The sequence below is a fragment of the Xenorhabdus bovienii SS-2004 genome, assembly GCF_000027225.1.
GTDB lineage: Bacteria > Pseudomonadota > Gammaproteobacteria > Enterobacterales > Enterobacteriaceae > Xenorhabdus > Xenorhabdus bovienii_C.
This window is the reverse complement of record NC_013892.1, coordinates 2,296,796-2,315,953: the sequence shown is the minus strand read 5'-3', so window position 1 is coordinate 2,315,953 and position 19,158 is coordinate 2,296,796. Positions and strand designations below refer to the sequence as shown.

Below are 19,158 nucleotides of genomic sequence, written 5' to 3'. Positions count from 1 at the left end.
GATGTATATCGAGAAAGGACAAGAAAATCGAATTAAACGACTCGTCAGACAAAGTAATGCTGAATACACCAAGGGTCATGAGCTTAAACCAGCTAAACCCATGTTGATCCGTGCAGGGATAGCAGGTGGTCTTCCATTTAATAGCTTAACTACCGATGTGGTAGTAGGTTGTTTACCGGAAAGTATGGCCTGCTATGGAATGTGTTTCGCTGCTATATCCAGTTGGGAAAACGGTATCGATTTTGGTAAACGGGTCGATAACCAATTGGATGAAACCGTTTTTGTTACCGACCTTAATGCATTGCCTCACTCACAAAAGTATGTCAGGTGTGGGTGGAACAGTGATCCTTCATGGAACTGGTCAGTTTCTACAAGAATGGCTGAATTGGCACGTGAGGCGGGATTATTGATGATATTTATCACCAAAGCATTTAGAAAAATGCCTGACGATATCATCCAACGTTTAGTTGCTGCAAAAGCGGAAGTCAGAGTCTCAGTCAGTGCGTTGGATACCAATGAGCAATTAAGGTTGCGGCTCGGTGTGATTGAACATTATCGCCGTGCTGGTGGCATTGTCATTCCTATCGTGTTGACCACTTTTTTCAAAGATATCGTTTTGATGGAGCGTCAGAATAATATTGTCGAGTGGATGGTAGAAAATGACTATCCTGCGGCAGAGAACAGTTTGAGATTTCCCCATAATGCCAAAGTTTCTGAATTAGTCGATCCTCATAATGTAAGGCCTCTGGAGAAAGGTGATGAATTCTGGAGTGGGCGTTTATACCCCGAAAAACTTTCTTTTCCTACCACCACCACAATTCCGGATAGTTATCAGGGTATTGATACTGGCTATCTATCTGATCTGCAACTGGATGAAATTAATAAGTTATTTATTGATCCAGTTAAAACACATCAGGAAATAATGCAATCCAAATTACCTTTATCCAGTCCAAAGATGTGTGGTGTATCGGATACAAGACGCCTTACTGAATAAGGTCGTCGAGAATAAACAAAATAGTTGAGTCACAAAATTTTGCACACACTACGCATATGAATCCATAAAAAATATTAGATTGAATAACCCTTAACGAAAGCTAGGGGTTATTTTTTAGAGTGGTTTTATACTTAATTTTTTCGTAAAAATGAATGACGTTTCTTTTACTTATGCCTTGGCAGAGTGGATGATTTCACAATTTTCATTAAGTGACAGTGTCACTCAAAAGATCTCTTATTGTCAGCACGATACTTATTATTAAAATGAATCCTAACATTAGCATGGTCACTGCAATGCCATGATGAGTCATCAGCATTGCAGCAATCGGGAACAAAAGCAAAATCATCAGATTGTTCAAGCTTTCTGAAACCGCCAGTACTTGGCCTTTATGCTGTTTCGCTCGATTTGCCAGAATAACGGTACTGATCGGTGCAGCAAGGCCAAGGGCGCTTCCCCATACAATCAAACAGCTCAGGCTAAAGGGCAGAGATAAAGGCATCAGCATAAACGCAGTCGTCGCTGAGGAAAGTAACACGATCGCCAGTAACAATATAAGTTCATCCCTTAATCCCAGACGTTTCACCATTCCGACGGACAAATTGCCCAAACCAAGACCGATTCCGAATGTCGAAATTGAGATACCAATCGTTCCTGTTCCTATCTCATAGTGTTTTCGTAATACCTCTCCAGCCAATATCAAAGCAGACACCGCTGTACCATTCCAAAACCCTTTTGCAATAAGAAAAATCATTAGATTTTTCTGACGCACCCACTGAAACATTGATTTAAATGTAACCATCTGGTGCTTTATTCTCTCAACAGGTGCTTGAATTGGAATACATGTCCTGCCTAAGACAAAAACCAGCAAACACCCCGCAGCATTAACCAGAAATGGCGCCCGCCAATCAAATAATTCCGTTAAAATCCCCGCAAATATTGGGCCACCAGCAATACCCGCTGTCATGCCAAGCATAACCAGACCCATGGCTGACGCTTGCTTTTGGAGTGGGAAAAGTTCTGCAATCAAGGCAAACGTTGTTGGGATTAGTGCCGCTGAAGCGATGCCGCCGAAAATACGCAATCCAATAGCAGTACTCAAATTTTGGGCAAATGTTAACGCCAATCCATCAAACATAAGAAACAGCAGGGATATCAGTAACAATCTGCGTCGATTTACACGATCAGAAAGCCAGCCGAAAAAAGGGGCTGCAAGCGCATAGGAAAAAGCATAACCGGATACGAGCCAAGCAACATTATCAAGCGTTGTTTTAAATACACCGGCCAGTGGTTTGAGCATGGGAGACAACATAAATTCCGTTGTACCAATGAAAAATACAGCGAGTGCCAATACAGACAGAATAAAACGTGGCGGCATACTCTGGCCTCCTTTTATGAAAATAGGGAAAATGTATAGCCTTGGTGAAATAAATGTGACAGTTACCACATTAGATAGCTGGGTAGGGGATGGATAAAAGGGGATCATAGGTTATATTTTATATCAAAGTCGCATTCCAGTTTATTATCCTTAAGTACTATTGTTTTTGCTGAGGAATTCTTACAGAAAGAAAAATCACCTTAATGATAAACTTTTCATATAAAAAAACTCATGAGTGACAACATGCCACAATATATCACCATTATAAAAGACACACCTATATGGGTCTGGATTCTGCTTGTATTTCTTGTCATAAGAGGAATTAAAGCTCTTTCAAGCCGTGAAATGAGCATATGGCGCATTTTCTTGCTGCCTAGCGTATTTTTAGTCTGGGGGATACATAGTGTTCTCACGGAAACCTACTTCTCAAATTTATCACTGGTGATGATGGGAATCGGTCTGATTTTCGGTACTACTATTGGTTGGATACTATGGAGATCACAGCCACGATTAAGAAAAAAAACTCACAGCAACTTAATTATTCGCCCAGGTACGCCTTTGACATTGATAGTGATCATAATTACTTTTGTAAGTAAGTTTATTATGACTGCTTTATTAAGTATTTACCCAATATTGCTACACTCATTACATTATAATTTATTCTTCGGGCTATTAAGCGGCCTTCTTGATGGTATTTTTTGTGGAGGGACACTGAATCTTTTTATTTCATGGTGTAAGAATAAGAGTTCATAACCAAGATCAATGACGTTGGTGCCTAGATGCATTTCCCTATTCAGGGATGAAAAAAACTCACTGCCAGCTTGCCAGCAGTGAATTTTTTATTGAGAATATACTCAGGCAATTTTTACTGATCAGAATCTCCAATTAGCATTCAAAAACACACCATTATCTTTATGACTGCCTGATAAAACGCCATTATATCCCAGTGCCAGCGTGGTATTTTTGCCGATATCTAATTCAGTACCTGCTTTCACCACTGCTGCATCACGCCCCGCCGAAACACTGTTGACGGTAAACATCGTATTACTATTGCTGAAGCCTAACTTAGTACCACGATTAATGTTACCAAACCGATGTTGCCAGCCCAGTTCACCATATACACCCACATGCAATTCTCTTTGGGATTCGCGTTCGATTTTCCATTTTTGGTCGGCACGCAGACCCAGTGTAGAGAAGGTAGCATTCTGCGATTTTTTGTCGCCGTGTAGTGCAGCGGCTCCGCCTTGTTCATTAATACGATTGCTGTGGAAGTTAACATAAGTTAGGTTAGCGAACGGTTCCAAATTCAGCCAAGAGGTTTTGATACCATAACCCGCCTCGGTAAATAATTGTCCAGTACGTGCACCGTATTTAGCTTTCAGATCGTCGGACTGATCACCAAAAGCAACTGAGCGCTCGGTGTCAAAACGATGCCAACTGTAGGCTACACCAGCACGTAATGCCAGAGCATCAATCTGTTTGCTGCCATATAAAGCCAAGTGATAGTTATCACTGCGTGCTGACGCATTATCGCCCCCATGTAGAGAAGAACGAGTGTAGCCGGTAGCCACACCAAGCCGCCAGTCGCTGGACAAGTCTTTATCTACACCCAACAACACGCCGTAGTTGGACATCCGATAACCGCTGACTTCATTGTTGCCGCTGGCGCGCTGCCAGTTACCCATTATCTGTACCCAGGCACCATCTGTATCCGCTTTGATTTCCTGAGAAGTGGCACCGCCATTGGCCTGACGCAAACGAGTATTCAATGTATCGCGCAGATAGCGGCTGCTATTGATCTGTGCAGCAGCAATATCAGCATGAACCTGTCCTGAAAGTTGGCTGAATGCCTGACTGGCCTGTGCGGCTGAATTTACCATCAGAATACTTTCATGAACAGGATGGTCTGAATTCAACATATCAGCCGCTTTGGCAACTGAACGTCCATTAGCCGTTGTGGCCAGGCTGGCAAACTCGGTTGTGTTGCGTTTTATATCCAGCAACGCTCGATCAGATTGATAGTTGAGCGGGATATCAAGGAACAGATGCCCCTGTGATACGGTGTCAAATTGACCATAGATGCCATTTCTCGCTTGCAAAATATTGTATTGCTGGCCAAGCAAACTGTGTACCTTTTGCTGCGACAGCAAGTTACCCCGGTTTTCCAAAGTTACTTGCACTTCACCACCTTCCAACCCTGCCATATCATTACTCAGGATACGATCACTATTACCATCCAGCATTAGTGTCACCTGATAGCGGGAGCCTGTTTCAAAAATGACTTCGCGATCAACATTCAGAGCAGCGTCAGTATTACCCGGTGCAACGTTAGCTCCATTGTAAGCAGTGAGTGAGCCAATCGTGCCTTTTCCGCTCAAGGTTGCATCGCGTTGCACTGTCACGTCGGAGGTTATCGAACCGTTTACCAATAACAGCCCTTGATTCACCCATGTTGGACCAGAATAAGTACTGGCTCCGGTAAGTAGGAGCGCACCACTGCCAGTTTTAGTCAGGCCACCATGACCACTGATATCATTGCTCCAATAGTCGTAGGCACACTCAATACTGTTACATACTCGTTGTACGGTGGTGCCTGGCTCAATCAGACTACCGATGCCAGCAATATTAGCGATAAACTGTGTTTCGGTATACGAACCTTCAATGTAATATTTAGCGGGAATATCCTGCTTAGTAATAAACATTTTGGGGCCATTGATAGCATCTTTCAGATTCAGTTTTCCCCAACCATATAAATCATCAAGACCCGGCGTCCCCAAATCAGTCGCGGTAGTTTTGATAACATCGGCAATTTGCGCCGCAGTCATATAAGGGAAACGTTGCATCAGAACTGCGGCGGCTCCTGCCACATGCGGCGCGGCCATTGACGTACCTGTGTAAGAATCATAGGTAGGATCAATCTCCAGCTCGCCTTTCTTTAAAGCGTCCTCATCAATTTTGCCACCACTCTTCGAGACAAAATCGCCAGTGCTACTGTAAATCTTGGTGCCTGGTGCAGCCAGGCAATAACTGGCGGTATATCCACAGCTAGTTGACGACGGTGCAATCACATCGTTTTCTTTTAGGTTGGTGACACTAAGGTAGTTTTTCAGTGCGTCGGGGAAGAAATAAGGCATCCCCGCGTGTAACCAAGTCACGTTATAATTATTCGCGTTACCCGCAGCGAAAACCATTAATTTTCCTTGGCGAGCAGCACGTAACATGCCGGCATCACTGGCTAACGGTTCCCCTGTCACAGGGAGCGGGGAGCGGCTTAACTCGTTTAGTTTTTCTTTAATTGGCGAGACATAATTAATTAGTTGTTTCAGTGTAACTGGATAGTAAGCGATAGTTCCATCAGGCCATCGGATAGGTTTACCGTCTCTACCCACAAAATAGCGCGGACGAACTCCCCAACTGTTATTAATGATGCGAGCATCGCTTTGAATCATAGCTTCTGTGCGGTTGTAATCATTTTGCAGAAACTTTGCGGTGACCAAGCCAGCATCAAATGCTACTCCGTGCATTTCTTTGCCATCTCTGTTCGCCGCAATGGTTCCTGACACATGATTGCCATGTGCACCAAAGCTGATCAGATCGCTGTAGGGATCATAACTATAGCTCCAAATGTCGGATGGAGCGATTATCTTTAGTTTGTCAGCAAACTCAGAATGGTTGGTAACTGACTGATCTAATACACCAACATTAATGCCTTTACCCGTATAACCTCTGGCATAGGCATAATGGGCACCGATAGAGGCCAATCCCCATTGATTTTTGAATTCATCTGACAACCAACTATCAGGTACACCTTTTTTACCCTGTTCGTGATATTCAGTGGCAGCAATTACCGAACCAGTAGGTAATTGCCAAAATAACAATGTTATCCCTAAAAAAATAGGCCGTAACTGATTGTTTTTTTTCATAAAAGTGCTTCCATTTTTCGGAAAGTAGTGACTTTCAGTTCGCTGTCTTTCATACTGCTCTTCAGAAAGTTTTTATAAGAAAAGTGAGATAAATTTATAGAGAAGGCGGTGCCAATTTCTGATCATTCTGACTAAGATGCCGCTGCCCATTCCCAGCAATAGCAATACCTATCCTTCGCCCACATCCGCTATAGCATAATAATTAAACCCGAAATGCAAGAAGCTTATTAACTTTTTTATAACAGTTTAGTTACAAAAATAACATAGTCACACTTTGGAATTTTACTTATAGTTGTAGGTGCGATAATTATGTATCTTATTAATAATTCTTGAGGTGAGTTTATGAGTCAGTGGAAAGAAAAAGATATATTTAAATTATTCTCACAGTACGATAATATCCTTGAGGAGCAATATGGATTTACTGCTATTTCTAATTTCATTAAACAACATCGTTCAATAAATAAAGTATTAGATCTCGGTTGTGGTTCAGGCGAACTGATTCCTTTTCTTACATCTATCGCCTCTCAGGTAGTTGGTGCTGATATTTCAGAACACGCTTTAGAAAATGCAAGAGAAAAGCATAAAAATAGCGGAGCTACGTTTATTTACGCAAGCGAACTACCAAATTATATTAATAATAATAGTAAATTCGACGCTGTCATAAGTTCTTTTTTGCTTTGCACTCTAAATACCGAAGATTCAATTAAGTTACTGCTACGCCAAGTCAATGATGCTCTTATTGAACATGGTTACTATATCGTTTTTAGTTTTAACTTGAATGCGATAGGAGTAGACTTCGGGACATTCAAAACAGGAGAAGAGGGTAAAATTTACCATGATGGAGAGGCACTACCTGTCAGCATGCGGACAAAATCAGGGGAACAGTTTACTTTTAATGATACATTTTGGTCTTTTAGCAAATTAATAACTCTTTCGGAGGAGATGGGATTTTCTCTTTACCAACAATCAATTCTAACCATCCCACAATTTACTATTTCTCCTTTCACGATATTTGTTTTAAAAAAGAAAAATTAGCTTAAACAATAATTAATTTTATTATTTTTTTAAAAAAACTTTAAAACAATTGTAAAAAAATTATGTCATAACACTGCTCAGAATATCCCGTAACTCTGTACTTTACATATCACTGTGGATGTTGTTTTTTCCCAGTTGAGGGGGAATTTTCTCTCAGATTTCTGCATAAATAATTAAACGCAGATGCTTTTCTAAATCAATAACCATTGACGTATATTCAAAAGGAATGGCTTTTCCATTTACATTAAGTTAAAGCACTCTAGGGTAGGAAACCCTAGCATCTATTTAAATGCTGAATTTTTGATACTTATGGCTATTTTTAAATCCAAGAAAGTCTGTTTTTTAAACAAAAATGCCAAAAATACGGTGTACTGTGTTTTTATACAGTTATTATGTTTTTCGGCATCAAAAACATGAAGGAAGATAGAAAAATGTCATGTCCATTCAGTTTTATTCTCGGCTCAGATAGTTGAGCCGAGGTTTATCCATCAGTGCAAGTTGTTGTTTTTATCTGTTTTACATACCATAAGGGTAATTTTTGCTTTCTTCTCCAATGACTTCGCGTACTTGCTTCAAAGCTTCAGCATAAGCCTTCAATAGTTTCAGCGTATATTTCGCACGTGCTTCAAATTCAGCATTACCACAAGCCAAATCTGTCGAAATCAGGTCTTCACTTTGGCGGAAAATTAAATGATCAGGCAGAAAACAGACGTGATTGTTCTTAAAGCCTGTCATGCGTAATTCGCTAAGAGGATAAACACCGTTCATGCTGGCGGAAACACTGGCCAATAGCGCAGGTTTATGACCCAGTTCTGTCACTGAGCAATACAACAGGAAATTTTTCAGTGCCGGCGTTGCCATACCGTGCCATTCTGGAGTAATAAAAATAAATGCATCACTTTCTCTTAGATTCGGAGCGAAAGCCTGCCAAGGATGCGATTCTGCTGATATATCCGTTGTGTAACCATCGTGAAATGGAAGCTCTACATTAGACAGGTCAAGGAGATATATATCAGTAAATCCATATTCACGACTTAATTCTTGCAAGTATGATGCAACACGTTGACTACGAGAATCCGGACGTTGACTACCAGAGATAAGGGTAAGTTTCATTGATGATTCTTTTCATCCTTTTTACTATTTTATTAGATTGTAGAGTTATTGGATTTTTGTGTCTGATTCCGGGGAATAGAAAGCCAGACAGAAACAATGATGGTGCAGGCTCCGAAAAATTGTAGCAAGGAAAATGTTTGTTTCAGAAAAACAAATCCCAGAACGCAGGCTGATAATGGACTCAGAAATCCCAAGAATGAAATGCTTACAACGGGAAGTTTTTCAATGCCACGAAACCAAATGATGTATGCTAAAACAGCACCAATCAGACACAAATAACCATAGCCGATGATATTAGTTGGTGTGAGCTGTTGTGGCACACCTTCTGTGTAAATTGCGATTGGTAGTAACATCAATCCACCCAGTGTTAATTGCCAGCCCGTAAAACTCAGTAATGATAGATTAACAGGGCGGTTCCAATACTTGGTCAGAACAATCCCCAATGCCATACAGCTACAACCAGCAAACCCTGCGATAATGCCCTGCCAGTTCAGGCTGGTGGCTGAATTCATTACTAGTAATGTGATTCCAATAAGCCCCAGTATTGCCGAAAAAAAATGTTTTCTTGTCAGTGATGTTCTTAATAAATAAGCACTTAGGAATATAACAATCACAGGCTGACAAGACATAATTAACGACGCCATACCTCCGGGAAGATACCCCGCTGCAACGAAAAGGAAATAGAAAAAAGCGCCAATGTTAAGTAACCCCAGAACGGTAAGACGCAGCCACCACATTCCTTTTGGCACGGTGCGGCAAATCAACAATAATAATATGCCAGCAGGCAACGCTCTGACGGTAGAAGCCAACAGGGGCATGTTGGGCGGTATTATTTCAGTGGCGACAATATAGGTGCTGCCCCATACGATGGGCGCTAGTGCGGTAAGCAAAATATTACTGTGTATTCTCGTTTCCTGCATGAAAATTTCCTTTTTTGAGGATTTTAACTCAATATAAAGTATCTTTATTTAAAGGTAAATTAAAATAATAGCCTAAACGATTTTTATCAAGTATCTTTTTGTTGGAATAAATTAATAGGGAAAAAGAATGAAGTACGATCACGTTGACCGTTTGCTAATACAGTGGGAACAGCAGCGTCCAGACCTCGATCCTTCACCGATGGGTGTGATTGGGAGGTTAGTCCGTGTAAACAAAATCATTGAACAGCGTCTGCAACATGCCTTTAAAGCGCATGGTTTGAGTGCCATTGAGTTTGATATTCTCGCTACACTTCGCCGTTATAACACGCCAATTACACCAACTGAGATGTATCAATCAGTTATGCTGACTTCCGGTGCAATGAGTACCCGTATTGAACATATGGTACAGCGAGGGCTAATTGAGCGTATCGCCAATGAAGAAGACCGACGTAGCTGCAAAGTTTTTCTGACTCCTGAAGGAAAAACACTTATAGATAATGCTGTCGAAAGCCATTTGGAGAACGAAAGAGCTATTCTCCAGCCATTGACGGAAGAAGAACAAGAGCAGATTACCATATTGTTACGCCATTGGTTACTCACCAATGAATCTGCGACTTGAAATGTTTCCGAGAAATGAAGATAGAAAAAAGTATCTTATTTTAAAGATATAAAAGTAGATTCAATAAAATATATCTTTAATGAAAGGCACTTAATAAAGACGGAAAATTCGCCCTGACTAATGTGTCAGGGCGAAAAGTAGGTTTAGAATTTAACGTTCACTCTAGCCCAATAAGTACGACCCGGCTCGTTTACTGGCGTATTGCCAGAATAACCAAAATTGTTACTTCCGGCTAAGTTAAGGTGCTCGCTGTAAGTTCTGTCAAAAATGTTGTCAATACCGGCGCTAACCTGAACATTTTTAGTCACTTTATAGGTGGTGTTTGCAGACAGGATAGCAAATCCGGCACTACGATCAAAATCCTTACCGACAACGTTGCCTTCATTGATTGACACTCGGTTTTGACTGCTAACAACACGAAGCAAACCGCTACTTGTCCAGTCTCCATGCTCCCAAGTCAGTCCAAATCGCGCTTCTAATGGTGGAGTTTGTGGCAATGGGCGATGATCGGAAGTATTCTTCGCCCAAGAATAAGCCAGACTTGCGTCGGTTTTCCAATGGTCGCTCAACTGATAGCTGGCACCCATTTCTCCACCCATAATAGTGGCATCTACATTATTCGCCTTATTTTTTGTCCTATCTGTTGGGGAATAGCGGAACAGGATAAAGTCATTAACTTTACCTACGTAAGCAGATACCCAACCACTAAAATATTGGCCATGATATTGCGCCCCGATATCCAACTGAGTGGTTTTCTCGGTTTTCAAATCTCTGAAGACGTTATTCCCTGATTTTGATGAGAACAGTTCCCAATAATCAGGAAAACGTTCGGTATAACCCACGCCAGCATAAAACATCAACGGTACTTCCGTCAGATTATGTTCTAGCCGAATGAAGCCAGAAGGTAGAGTGGCTGTCCGTTCTGCTGCCTTAACGTAATTATCCACGAGTACTCTATCCAGGCGAGCACCACCGATAGCTTTACTCTGTTCAGTGGCGTCCCAAGTTAACTCACTGAAAATACCATAATTACGGTAGCGAGCATCTTTCACCCAAACAGTGTCATATTTGTTTCGATGGGTATTGGACTGAGTATCTACACCGCTCTGTAACTTAAAATCTTCCCAAATCCAAGTCCCCATCATACGGCCGCCCATAGTACGGCGATCCAGTTCCATGGCACCCATTCCATGTCCACCATGTTTTCCACCACCATGGCTACCATGTCCTCCCATACTCATTGGGGAAGGGGTACGCAGGGAATAGTTGTCCATAATATGGTTGGTGTAATTGTAATAAAAATTGGTTTCAAACTTGTCGAACACGTCACTGATGTTGGACTTTTCAAAACGCACACCAAAACTTTCCCGTTTGAATTTGGAGCCATCCATACTACGTCCAGCATAACGTGCTTTTCCATCACCCTGACCAGCTGTTAACTCCAGCAAAGTATCATCATCCGGCGTCCAGCCGACTGCGATGTCGGTATTCCATTTATCCCAGCGAGAAGGTACGCGATTACTATCACCATCTTTATAATCGTTAGAGCGTGATTTATTACCGCTCAAACGCACATAGCCGAGTTCATTACCAAAACTGAGGTCAGCATTACCATCCCAACGCCCATTGGAAGCCGCTACCGTACTGATATTACCTTGAGCACCCAGTTTGTCGAACTGAGGACGGGTGCGTTCAAAACGAACCGTTCCTGCGGAGTTTCCTGCACCCCAAAGTACAGTTTGAGGCCCTTTAACCAGACTCAGAACATCATAACTTTCAGGTGAAATGTAGGAGCTTGGTGCATCCATACGTGACGGACAAGAACCCAATATTTCACCATCATCAACCAACATACGGAGGCGCGAGCCAAACATGCCACGAAATACTGGGTCACCATTAGTACCACCGTTACGAATTTGGGAAAAACCAGGAATAGTTTTCAGGTAATCCGAACCATCGCTAGCGGGTACAGGCTGACGAGGTGTTTTGGGTGAGGTAGCTATAGTGAGTGGTGAAATTGCCGGAGCGGTCACAATTATCACAGATTCTCTATCATTAACTGTCTGTGTGTCTTTTATCTCTTTGTCGTTGTTATCTTCACCTGTTGCAGCCAAGCTACTGGCAGGCATAAAGAGAATGACAGCTAAAGCGGCTGTCAGAGGTGATACGCGAAATAATTGTGTAGTAGACATAAAAAAATATCCCTTAATTAAAAACAAATCCTGTTTTTAAATTTGCTTGAAAAAATATTGACTTGCCTTACAAACAGCGTATAGCAAGGAAAATAAATGAATTATTTCAATTAAATAGATTAATTAAGGGGTGGGGCGCGCGGTTGCGATTCGCCATAAAACAGCTGAATAGCAGAACCCAAAAAAAACCGGACTGGAGGGGTGCGGGAGATAGTCAGTGCCAGCCAGATAAACGGAATAAACACCCACGTCAGCAATGGCAGGTTAATCAGAAGCTGACAATAACCACAGGCAATATCATCCATCAACCCCGTATGGGTATGGGAAGCGCCATGATGCATATCATGACCATTTACCGATGATGCGTAATGATGATTATTGCTATTTTGCATGCCAGACATTGGCATGTTGTGGTGGGCTTCGCTTTTTATGCTGTCACGCCGATGCTCCAGAGTTTTTGATACCACTGGTCCAATGAACAACATCAAAATCGCCAGTGAGGCGATCAAAGCAGGTATTCGGCGTTGTGATAGACGAAAAAGCGATAACAAGCTAATGATCCATGTCAATTCCCACGATTGGGTGTCAATCTTACTGCATTTCTTCCGGTTTTGTTAAAACATTTTTGACGGTTAATGGGGTTGTGTGAACTGGATACGAGTTGGTTGGTGATCAACGGTCTTACTCAGTAAAATTTGACTTATGAGCGGTGAAAAACACCGCTCATATTTTTCTATACTTAGAATAAGAGGAAGATCATAGAGTTGGTTAGAAGTGGTGGTTAACAGCAGCATTGTTATGTTAATAAAGTGGGTTATTCACGAACCCATAATGCTCAATAGATAATATGAAAATTCATCAACTCATGGAAGTAATTGAAAATAAATATCCTGCTGCTGAAAGTTGGGTATTTGGTGACTCAATCGAAATGTATGACAAGCTTTCTGCCTTAGTTGCCAAAGGCACTAAAACAGCAACGAGTTGTTCATATCATGCTTATAAACAGGTTAATGAAGAGATCGAAATTGGCAATGAGTATATTGTCTTAAATGGTAAAAACCTTCCGGTTTGTGTTGTTAGAGTAACTGCTGTTCATTTAACCCAATTTTCAGCAATGACAACCGAACTGGCTTGGAAGGAGGGCGAGGGTGATAGAAGTCTACATCGTTGGCGGATGGAGCATAAGTGTTCTTTTGAGCGAGAAGGAACGTTTTCTCCAGATATGGAAGTTGTTGTTATCGAGTTTGGGGTAATTGAGGTGCTATAACTGATGGAAATAACCGTGTTTTTCCCTGAATATATTGAGGCACTGAGAATTCTTTACTTGGAATCAAGAAAGGTCACTTTTACTTGGCTGAATACGGATAACTATCAACTTACTGATTTCGATAAAGATACTGAAGGTGAGATGATTTATATTGCCGTAGAAAACGGTAAGATTCTAGGTTTTATCTCTGTTTGGGCACAGAATCATTTTATCCATCATCTTTATGTTTCTACCGAATATCATCGGTGTGGCATAGGCACTCAACTACTGGATTTCGTCAAATCCAAATATCCACACCAATTAAGTTTAAAATGTTTGGTTAAAAACCATAAAGCGATTAATTTCTACGAATTCAACGGTTTTATCAAGAAAGCTAAAAGCTCAGATGGGCTAGCAGGGAATTACTATCTCATGGTTTTTTCTGATCAAAAGAGTTAGAAAGAAGAATTAAAACACCCACAGATAATTACTCATCTTATAACGACTCCGCTGGATAACTCCAGTGAAGTCGCCGTTATATTATTAGCGACAGCAACGCGATTTATCAGACCAGCTCTAACTCATTAAGCAGTTCAGCGAGCTGTTGCAAATCAGCCGCCTCTAGTGCCTTGAGCGGCAGAGATAGTCTTAAGTGAGGTTGAAATGTACTCGTATTTGTAGACTGACAGTAATTCAAATGAAAGTTAGCCCGAATATCGGAACGATAACTGGGCTAACTGACAACTTTTTTTCTACAAACAGTAGACGAAAGTAGGCTTCTCTTTTGAAAAAAATCTTGTCATTATCTGCAAACTTTCTTACTGTACTGCATAAGACATTATTTTTAATAATTTATTAGTACAAATCTTATTGTAGATAACATCTCATTAATCACGACAGTTTTTCTATCGTGCGGATACGATCATGACAAATAAATCATTTTTCTTATTAATGACTTTAACGATTGCCGTTTTTGGAGTTATTACAACGGAAGTTTCTGTTATAGGGTTACTTCCGCAATTAGAACGTCAGTTAAATATAACTCCCATTCAAGTTGGTTATTTGGTGAGTGTGTATGCAATTGTCGTTGCGATTGCCGGCCCTGTTATTACTTTACTCTTATTAAGATATAATAGAAAGTATGTTTTATTATGCATTTTATTTATCTTTATTGCATCTAACATTATTTACGCCACGGAAAATACATTTAATATAATACTGATTTTTCGGATCTTACCTGCATTAACTCATGCCCTATTTTTTTCAATAGCACTGGTTATAGCAGCAAACTCAGTACCTAAAGAGAAGAGCGCTGATGCGGTAGCGACTGTGTTTTCCGGGGTTGCACTTGGGATGGTACTAGGAATGCCTTTAAGTTCTTTTATTGCTGAATATATTTCACTCAGTGCGGCCTTTTATTTTGGTTCTGTGACATGTTTAATTGCATTTATAGGTGTTGTTTATTTTATTCCGTCATTACCTGTTAACCAACAAATTAATATACTTGAACAAGTAACTGTATTGAAAAAAACAAAGTTATGGATAAGCATTGCAACTGTTACTTTTATTTTTTCAGCTATGTTTTCTAGTTTTAGCTATGTTTTCTAGTTTTAGCTATATTTCTGATTATCTTACAAAAGTAACCTATCTCAGTAATAGTATGATTGCTATTTTCCTTATTTTATTTGGTGCTAGTGGTTATATGGGTAATTTTATCTTTAGCCGTCTATTACAAAAAAACACAGTTAGAACTACCTATGCTTATACATTTTTATTTATTTTGGTCTATTTATTAGTGTGGCTATTGGGTTTTTCACCTTTTGTAATGGTACTATTGATTATATTTTGGGGTATTTTTCACTCATCGGGGTTAATCGTCAGTCAAACATGGTTAATGCATGAAGCAAGTGAAGCGCCTGAGTTTGCCAACAGCCTATATATCGCTTTTTCTAATTTAGGAATAACCTTAGGCGCAATGGCTGGTGGATTTGTTATATCACACTACGGTGTACATTCAATTGTACTGACGGGAATTCTGTTTTTAATATTTTCTTTCTTCAGTATTTACATAAAAAATCGTGCAACGGTAGCCAACCAAACCTCAGATAAAACGATTATTTAATAATTCATTATTATTCATCCAATAAACCTTTTTCTGCTGCTGCAACAAGAGTATCGACAACATAACGTAACGTATCTTCGGCAGCAGATGACGGTTTTTTGGCCAAATGGCGCTGATTGGTACTTCAGCCCCCGAATATTCAGGTAAAACAGTTTTTAATTCACCACTTTTTAGGTATCGATTCACCATCCATAGTGGCAATTGTGCCAATCCACAACCCGCTAACACAGCAGTAAGCATTGCATCACCATCCGCCAATTCGTAAGTAGGTGGAGGCGTAATATTTTTGTTATTACTATTCGTTATTCTTAAACACCAGTGGAAGGGCTGATGACGCCGAAACCCGACAATACAATGATGTTGATTTAGTTCATCAGAACTTGTAGGTATTCCTCGACGTTGTAAATAGTCTGGAGTAGCGCAAATTACTAATTTTTGGGTCGTGAGGCGTCTAGCAATCAAACCACTACTATCTGCTAATTCACCAATACGGATCACTAAATCGATACCGTCCTCAATCACATCAACAAACCGCTCGCTAAAAGAGACTGACAATGTGAGTTCAGGGTATTCCTTAGTGATATTTAACAAGATAGGAAGAATGCGTTGGCGTCCAAAAGCAGCAGGGAGATCAATACGTAATCGACCTATTGGTGAAGTGATATGAGAAGCTATCCCCGCTTCGGCTTGTTCTAAAATCGCTATCGCATTTTGGCAACTTTGCAGAAAAATATCACCTTCAGGAGTTAGACTCAAGCTTCTTGTAGAACGCTGAAAAAGCTTAAGCCCCAATCGTTCTTCAAGGCGATTTAGACTTTTTCCAACCGCAGATTTCGTCAGTCCAAGTCGTTCAGCCGCAGCAGTAAAACTGCCTAATTGTGCTGTCATCACAAAGGCAATAATTCCACTAAAATGATCGTTTTTACGCATATCTCAGTAAATCCAGTGGTGAAAGTATCTCGTCAGGAAGATGGCAAAAATTCTGGATCATATAGTCATACATATCGGTTCCTTTTTGTTGTTTTAATCCAACTTCATAACTTTTGGACAGCCGACGTCATGCAATACGTCCATCTCATCAGCTCAGGTCTGAGATCATACATTTAATAAGGAGGAAACTATCCTTATTCATCCGTGGTATATTCCCTATCGCAGACTTTAACATTTTTTTAGGATTTTTCGTAATGCCATGGACATTTTCACATCCAGCAGCCGTTTTTCCTTTGAAGAGTTTTCCGGGGGGGAGGTTGTTAAATTTGCCTGCGCTAATTACTGGCAGTTTGTCTCCTGATTTCTTTTACTCTGTTGGGTTATATGATGTTGCAACGGTTGCGCATCACTTACCCGGATGGTTTTATACCGCATTTCCTTTATGTTTATTGATATTTTTGATTGTACGTCTATTGTCATATCCTTTATCCGTCCTTTTTCCAATATCCTTTGCTCGTTATGAAAAACCAGACTATAAGGACAGAGTTGCTTTTGTGTTGTCGTTATTTATAGGAGCTGTAACTCATATTGGCTGGGATGCATTCACACATGATAAAGGTTTTTTTGTCGAGCTAATTCCTCTACTACAGTTCCGCGTTTTTCATTCCATTACCAACGGGCAGGGGATAAGTATATATAAAATACTACAGCATCTCAGTTCGTTATTAGGATTATTGTACCTCACCATGAAGTACTGGCGATATCAGAAAAAATTGGATCTAAGCGTTCAAAAAATGAACAAAAGAAAACTTTACCATCTGATTGGTATTGGGTTTATCTCAGGTTTTTTAACATGCCCTTTAGCATTATTTTTATCCTGGGAAGTATCGGGGATAAATATGAGCAGGTTTATTTTTAAGGAACTTACTCTATCTGTACCAGTCTTTTTTATTATTCTGGTATTTATTTCGCTATGGATAAGGTATTACTTTTCGAAGATTAAACCTGTTCAATCAAAATCTATTGGCATTCCAATAGACAACACATAGTAATTGTTTATGTACAGTTTCAATTCAAGAATAAAACCAGCGATTCTCGTTCTGTATCAGTGTCACAACAAGAGATAGCAGCCAAGCTGCTGCTTGCTGGGGAGATATTAAATTCCTCTGATAAGATAGGTGAAATTTGATCGATATAACTTATTTAACATAATATAGATTGTGCGAACCAATGTAGAGTTTCAATGGCATGATAGTGATTCCTCTATAGTTGCAGAGTTTCAGGATTTTTGTCATTGTTAATCTGACACTAAAAAAACAAAATGTTAATAGTGGATAAAGAATTCACTCATTGACTAATGACGAAGAACTTTTTCTACTGATATGAAATTAATGGTAACAATTGGTAACGAAGAGGATGACTATGATTGTTTTTGTGACAGGAGCCACTTCCGGTTTTGGTGAAGCTATTGTGCGGAGATTCATTAAACACGGTTCTGTAGTCATTGCTACGGGACGCAGGCAGGATCGATTGGACAGGTTAAAAACCGAATTAGGCGAAAATTTCCACCCCATTCAACTTGATGTGAGAGATCGTAACGCAATAGAGAAAGTTGTACAGGAACTGCCTGATGTACTTCGAAATGTTGATGTGTTAGTTAATAATGCGGGGTTAGCATTAGGACTAGAACCTGCTCATAAAGCAAACCCAGATGATTGGGAAACAATGATTGATACCAATACTAAAGGGTTGGTGAACATGACACGCGCCCTGCTGCCTAATATGGTACAAATCAATCATGGACACGTTATCAATATTGGTTCTACAGCAGCAAACTGGCCATATGCCGGTGGTAATGTATACGGTGCGACTAAAGCATTTGTTAAGCAGTTCAGTTTAGGATTACGGGCTGATTTACAAGGCAAGAATATTAGAGTGACAGATATTGAGCCTGGGCTTGTTGGCGGAACAGAGTTTTCTCAAGTACGCTTTAAAGGTAATGATGAAAAAGTCAGCAAAACTTACGACGGTGCTGAGGCTCTCACTCCTGATGATATCGCAGAGGCCGTTTTTTGGGTTGCAACCCTGCCTTCTCGCGTCAATATTAATACATTGGAAATGATGCCAGTTTGCCAGTCATTTGCAGGCTTAAGTGTGCATAGAAATTCGTAATTGTCTTTTGATGAACTGTTAACTTTATAAGTGTTATTTTTATCCCAAATACAAGTTGTGTTCAAAATACACTATTATTCTGGGGTAACTTTAATTGATAGTTTTGTGACAGAGGTTTAAATATGAATGTCCATAATTCTTTGATAGCTAAGACTGTTTCTGCGGTTGCTCTGTTGTTGCCATTATTGTGGCAAACTCCAGCATTTTCTGCGCCTTGTACATCGAGTAGTACTTGCGTAACCATTAATGGGGGCGGTGAGAATTCGATGAGCAAAGAAATGGCTCGTCAACAAAAAGAAGAATGGAATGAACAGGGAAGCCTTCGCAAAAAAATTAACAAACGTGAAGAAAAACAGTTTGATAAGTATGAGGTGGACGTTGATAATCGAGATGCCTGTTTGAAAAGTACCAACGTGAATGCTTATTGGGAACCCAATACAAAACGTTGTCTGGATCTCAATACAGGTCTTCCGATCAAACCTTGATAGACCAAACACCGACATCAATAAATAAGGAG

Annotated in this window: 18 protein-coding genes; 11 read left to right on the top strand and 7 right to left on the bottom strand. The window is 40.3% G+C overall.

Annotated features, from left to right (window positions below; translation table 11 throughout):
• Position 1 precedes the first annotated feature (1 nt).
• On the top strand, positions 2 to 994 hold the full coding sequence (locus tag XBJ1_RS09940) for a hypothetical protein (protein WP_012988788.1): 993 nt from the start codon (positions 2 to 4) through the stop codon (positions 992 to 994).
• Between the two features lie 205 nt (positions 995 to 1,199).
• Here XBJ1_RS09940 and XBJ1_RS09935 read toward each other — a convergent pair whose 3' ends face one another.
• Entirely contained in the window at positions 1,200 to 2,369 is a 1,170-nt protein-coding gene (locus XBJ1_RS09935; protein WP_012988787.1) for an MFS transporter, read from the bottom strand.
• Positions 2,370 to 2,600: 231 nt separating this feature from the next.
• On the opposite strand from XBJ1_RS09935, the gene XBJ1_RS09930 reads away from it, so the two are divergent.
• The gene (locus XBJ1_RS09930; protein WP_012988785.1) at positions 2,601 to 3,122 is read left to right on the top strand and encodes a DUF6622 family protein; all 522 of its coding nucleotides are present in this window, start codon (positions 2,601 to 2,603) and stop codon (positions 3,120 to 3,122) included.
• A gap of 119 nt (positions 3,123 to 3,241) precedes the next feature.
• Here the strand turns inward: XBJ1_RS09930 and XBJ1_RS09925 are convergent, their stop codons facing one another.
• A complete protein-coding gene (locus tag XBJ1_RS09925; RefSeq protein ID WP_012988783.1) occupies positions 3,242 to 6,292 on the bottom strand; it encodes an autotransporter domain-containing protein in 3,051 nt (1,016 codons plus the stop codon).
• Positions 6,293 to 6,634: 342 nt separating this feature from the next.
• On the opposite strand from XBJ1_RS09925, the gene XBJ1_RS09920 reads away from it, so the two are divergent.
• Positions 6,635 to 7,327, top strand: a complete 693-nt coding sequence (locus tag XBJ1_RS09920; protein ID WP_012988782.1) for a class I SAM-dependent methyltransferase — start codon at positions 6,635 to 6,637, stop codon at positions 7,325 to 7,327.
• Positions 7,328 to 7,843: 516 nt separating this feature from the next.
• On the opposite strand, the gene XBJ1_RS09915 is transcribed toward XBJ1_RS09920, so the two are convergent.
• A complete protein-coding gene (locus XBJ1_RS09915; RefSeq protein ID WP_012988781.1) occupies positions 7,844 to 8,440 on the bottom strand; it encodes an NADPH-dependent FMN reductase in 597 nt (198 codons plus the stop codon).
• Positions 8,441 to 8,472: 32 nt separating this feature from the next.
• On the bottom strand, positions 8,473 to 9,360 hold the full coding sequence (locus XBJ1_RS09910) for an EamA family transporter (RefSeq protein ID WP_012988780.1): 888 nt from the start codon (positions 9,358 to 9,360) through the stop codon (positions 8,473 to 8,475).
• Positions 9,361 to 9,487: 127 nt separating this feature from the next.
• Here XBJ1_RS09910 and XBJ1_RS09905 point away from each other — a divergent pair, with 127 nt between their 5' ends.
• Positions 9,488 to 9,979, top strand: coding sequence for a MarR family winged helix-turn-helix transcriptional regulator (locus tag XBJ1_RS09905; RefSeq protein WP_012988779.1), 492 nt, complete (start codon positions 9,488 to 9,490; stop codon positions 9,977 to 9,979).
• A gap of 143 nt (positions 9,980 to 10,122) precedes the next feature.
• Here the strand turns inward: XBJ1_RS09905 and XBJ1_RS09900 are convergent, their stop codons facing one another.
• Both XBJ1_RS09900 and XBJ1_RS09895 read right to left on the bottom strand, forming a co-directional pair.
• A complete protein-coding gene (locus tag XBJ1_RS09900) occupies positions 10,123 to 12,171 on the bottom strand; it encodes a TonB-dependent copper receptor (RefSeq protein WP_012988778.1) in 2,049 nt (682 codons plus the stop codon).
• Positions 12,172 to 12,290: 119 nt separating this feature from the next.
• Entirely contained in the window at positions 12,291 to 12,722 is a 432-nt protein-coding gene (locus XBJ1_RS09895) for a DUF2946 domain-containing protein (RefSeq protein ID WP_071822478.1), read from the bottom strand.
• A 314-nt stretch (positions 12,723 to 13,036) separates the two neighbouring features.
• Here XBJ1_RS09895 and XBJ1_RS09890 point away from each other — a divergent pair, with 314 nt between their 5' ends.
• From XBJ1_RS09890 to XBJ1_RS22500, 4 genes are all read left to right on the top strand, one after another.
• Positions 13,037 to 13,438, top strand: coding sequence for an ASCH domain-containing protein (locus XBJ1_RS09890; RefSeq protein ID WP_012988775.1), 402 nt, complete (start codon positions 13,037 to 13,039; stop codon positions 13,436 to 13,438).
• A gap of 3 nt (positions 13,439 to 13,441) precedes the next feature.
• Entirely contained in the window at positions 13,442 to 13,876 is a 435-nt protein-coding gene (locus XBJ1_RS09885) for a GNAT family N-acetyltransferase (RefSeq protein WP_012988774.1), read from the top strand.
• 465 nt (positions 13,877 to 14,341) lie between these two features.
• Positions 14,342 to 15,025, top strand: coding sequence for an MFS transporter (locus tag XBJ1_RS22505; RefSeq protein ID WP_230578772.1), 684 nt, complete (start codon positions 14,342 to 14,344; stop codon positions 15,023 to 15,025).
• Positions 15,015 to 15,539 carry an MFS transporter gene (locus XBJ1_RS22500; protein WP_230578771.1) on the top strand — a complete coding sequence of 175 codons (525 nt, stop codon included), beginning with the start codon at positions 15,015 to 15,017 and terminating at the stop codon, positions 15,537 to 15,539. The genes XBJ1_RS22505 and XBJ1_RS22500 overlap by 11 nt, the downstream gene beginning before the upstream one ends.
• Here XBJ1_RS22500 and XBJ1_RS09875 read toward each other — a convergent pair.
• On the bottom strand, positions 15,519 to 16,469 hold the full coding sequence (locus XBJ1_RS09875; RefSeq protein ID WP_012988772.1) for a LysR family transcriptional regulator: 951 nt from the start codon (positions 16,467 to 16,469) through the stop codon (positions 15,519 to 15,521). The two genes, XBJ1_RS22500 and XBJ1_RS09875, sit on opposite strands and share 21 nt — an antisense overlap.
• Positions 16,470 to 16,723: 254 nt before the next feature.
• On the opposite strand from XBJ1_RS09875, the gene XBJ1_RS09870 reads away from it, so the two are divergent.
• The 3 genes from XBJ1_RS09870 (at position 16,724) to XBJ1_RS09860 (ending at position 19,126) form a co-directional block, all read left to right on the top strand.
• Positions 16,724 to 17,518, top strand: a complete 795-nt coding sequence (locus XBJ1_RS09870) for a DUF4184 family protein (protein WP_012988770.1) — start codon at positions 16,724 to 16,726, stop codon at positions 17,516 to 17,518.
• A gap of 373 nt (positions 17,519 to 17,891) precedes the next feature.
• Complete coding sequence (gene ydfG, locus XBJ1_RS09865; RefSeq protein ID WP_012988769.1) at positions 17,892 to 18,641, top strand: bifunctional NADP-dependent 3-hydroxy acid dehydrogenase/3-hydroxypropionate dehydrogenase YdfG; 750 nt, start codon at positions 17,892 to 17,894, stop codon at positions 18,639 to 18,641.
• A gap of 122 nt (positions 18,642 to 18,763) precedes the next feature.
• Positions 18,764 to 19,126: a DUF1283 family protein gene (locus tag XBJ1_RS09860; RefSeq protein WP_012988767.1), complete on the top strand. Its 363-nt coding sequence runs from the start codon at positions 18,764 to 18,766 to the stop codon at positions 19,124 to 19,126.
• Positions 19,127 to 19,158 lie beyond the last annotated feature (32 nt).